Raw genomic sequence first — 2,201 nt, forward strand, 5'->3', positions numbered from 1 at the left:
TTCGTGCGACCTGCAAGTCGCGTGAGTTTCTGTTTCACAGGAGGAGATATTGCCTGAAGAAACCGGCTGTTCCATCAGCCGTTCCCTACCCGGACATGCGGAGCCGGTAACGGCTCGGTGTGAAGCTCTGGGGACAACGTAGCCGCCGGATATCCGGTACGTCGAGCCGCGAGGCAAGGCGGAATCTGCCAGCACGAAGGCGGACAGGAGCAAGGGATGAGCGGGTACGACCAACGTATGTGAACTTCCGATAAACGTCGTGATCTTTGACAAGCCAAACGTGCTGACAGGCTTGAACCAAAACGGTACGCGGTGTGGAGTGGTCTTTGAAAACTGGGCCACCATGGACGACCAGCCGCCGGCGAAGAGGAAGGGTCCGCCCCGCTCGGAGACTTATGCGGAACAGGGTAAGCCCATAGTGCTGCCGGCAACGGCAGGCGGACCATAAGGAACGCTGTTGGCGCTGTGGGTAAAGGAATGCGGAAAAAGCGAACGCCCGACTGTAATGGACGGGATACGGGCTGAAACATCGCCCGACGCGAAAGCGGGCAGACTTCCGCGCGGTCATTCATGGCGAGAGAACTTTGACCAATCGTTGTACGAGGAAAGGCAGATGACGGCGATCGGCGCGAGAGCGATCGATGCCGGTGCATCCTCGCGCACTGCGCAGATGTGGGATCAGGCGAACTGGTTGCACATTCAGGCAGAGGTGAAACGGCTTCAGGTGCGTATCGCCAAGGCAACCCAGGAAGGCCGATGGGGCAAGGTGAAAGCATTGCAACGTCTGCTGACCCGCTCGCATAGCGGCAAGATGTTGGCCGTGAAACGGGTGACGGAGAATCGCGGTAAGAGAACGCCAGGGGTGGACGGTAAGATATGGTCATCCCCGGCGGCCAGATGGAACGGGATGATGTCACTTCGACATCGCGGTTATCGCGCGATGCCGTTGCGACGTGTTTACATTCCCAAGAGTAACGGCAAGAAGCGTCCGCTGGGAATTCCCTGTATGGGGTGCCGGGCGATGCAGGCGTTATGGAAGCTCGCTCTGGACCCGGTGGCAGAGACACTGGCGGACCCGAATTCCTATGGGTTCCGGCCCGAACGCTCGACTGCCGACGCCATCGAGCAGTGCTTCATCACTCTGGCTAAGCGCGCTTCGCCAGAGTGGATTCTGGAAGGTGACATCAGAGGCTGTTTCGACAACTTCAGTCACCCCTGGCTTCTGGAGCATGTCACGATGGAAAAGGAGGTCCTGCTAAAGTGGCTTCAAGCCGGATATATCGATGAGGGAACTCTGTTTGAGACGTCGGCGGGCACCCCGCAAGGGGGGATTATCTCGCCGGTGATCGCGAACATGGCGTTGGATGGGCTGGAGGCGGCAGTCTACGCAAGCGTGGGATCGTCGAAACTCGCGCGCAGCAAGGCCCAGCTCAACGTCATCCGCTATGCCGATGACTTTGTGGTGACCGGCGCATCGAAAGATGTGCTCGAATTCAAAGTGCTTCCGGCGGTCAGGCAGTTCCTGGCCACTCGAGGTCTGGAACTCTCAGAGGAGAAGACCCGGATCACGAACATCGCGGAGGGTTTCGATTTCCTCGGCCAGAACGTACGCAAGTACGACGGCAAACTATTGATCAAGCCGGCAAGGAAGAGTGTTAAAGCACTCCTCGACAAGGTCAGGGAAATCATCAAGGGCAATGCGAGCGTCACGCAGGAGGTATTGATACAGAACCTGAACCCTGTCATCCGGGGATGGGCTATGTATCACCGCCACGTCGTCGCGAAAGCGAGCTTCTCATCGATAGACTCGCACATCTGGCAAATGCTCTGGAAATGGGCAAGTCGACGCCATCCCATGAAAGGAGCACGGTGGGTGAGGAACAGGTACTTCCGGGTCGATGGACACCGGGCCTGGGACTTCGCTACGAAGGGTCCGGCAGATGCCAGTACCAGCGGGTGCCGGCTATTCCGCGCAATGACGATCCCGATTACGAGGCACGTCAAGATCCGGGGACTGGCTAATCCATTTGATCCGGCATGGTCCACTTACTTTGCCCGCCGTCGAATTGCGAAACCCTCCGTCCAGTTGTTCGGTGCCACACCATGGTGCTGAAGAATGGCTTGAGCCGGATGCGGGGTGATCCGCATGTCCGGTTCTTAGGGGGCGGCGGCGCAGCAATGCGCCGCTGCTACCCGACCAG

1 protein-coding gene is annotated in these 2,201 nt (G+C 58.6%); it reads left to right on the plus strand.

Features of this window, described 5'->3' with window-relative positions; genetic code table 11:
* Positions 1 to 613: 613 nt before the first annotated feature.
* On the plus strand, positions 614 to 2,113 hold the full coding sequence (ltrA, locus tag NKI47_RS34740) for a group II intron reverse transcriptase/maturase (RefSeq protein ID WP_352596313.1): 1,500 nt from the start codon (positions 614 to 616) through the stop codon (positions 2,111 to 2,113).
* Positions 2,114 to 2,201: the final 88 nt, after the last annotated feature.

The sequence above is a fragment of the Mesorhizobium sp. M0633 genome (assembly GCF_040320645.1).
Taxonomy (GTDB): Bacteria; Pseudomonadota; Alphaproteobacteria; order Rhizobiales; family Rhizobiaceae; genus Mesorhizobium.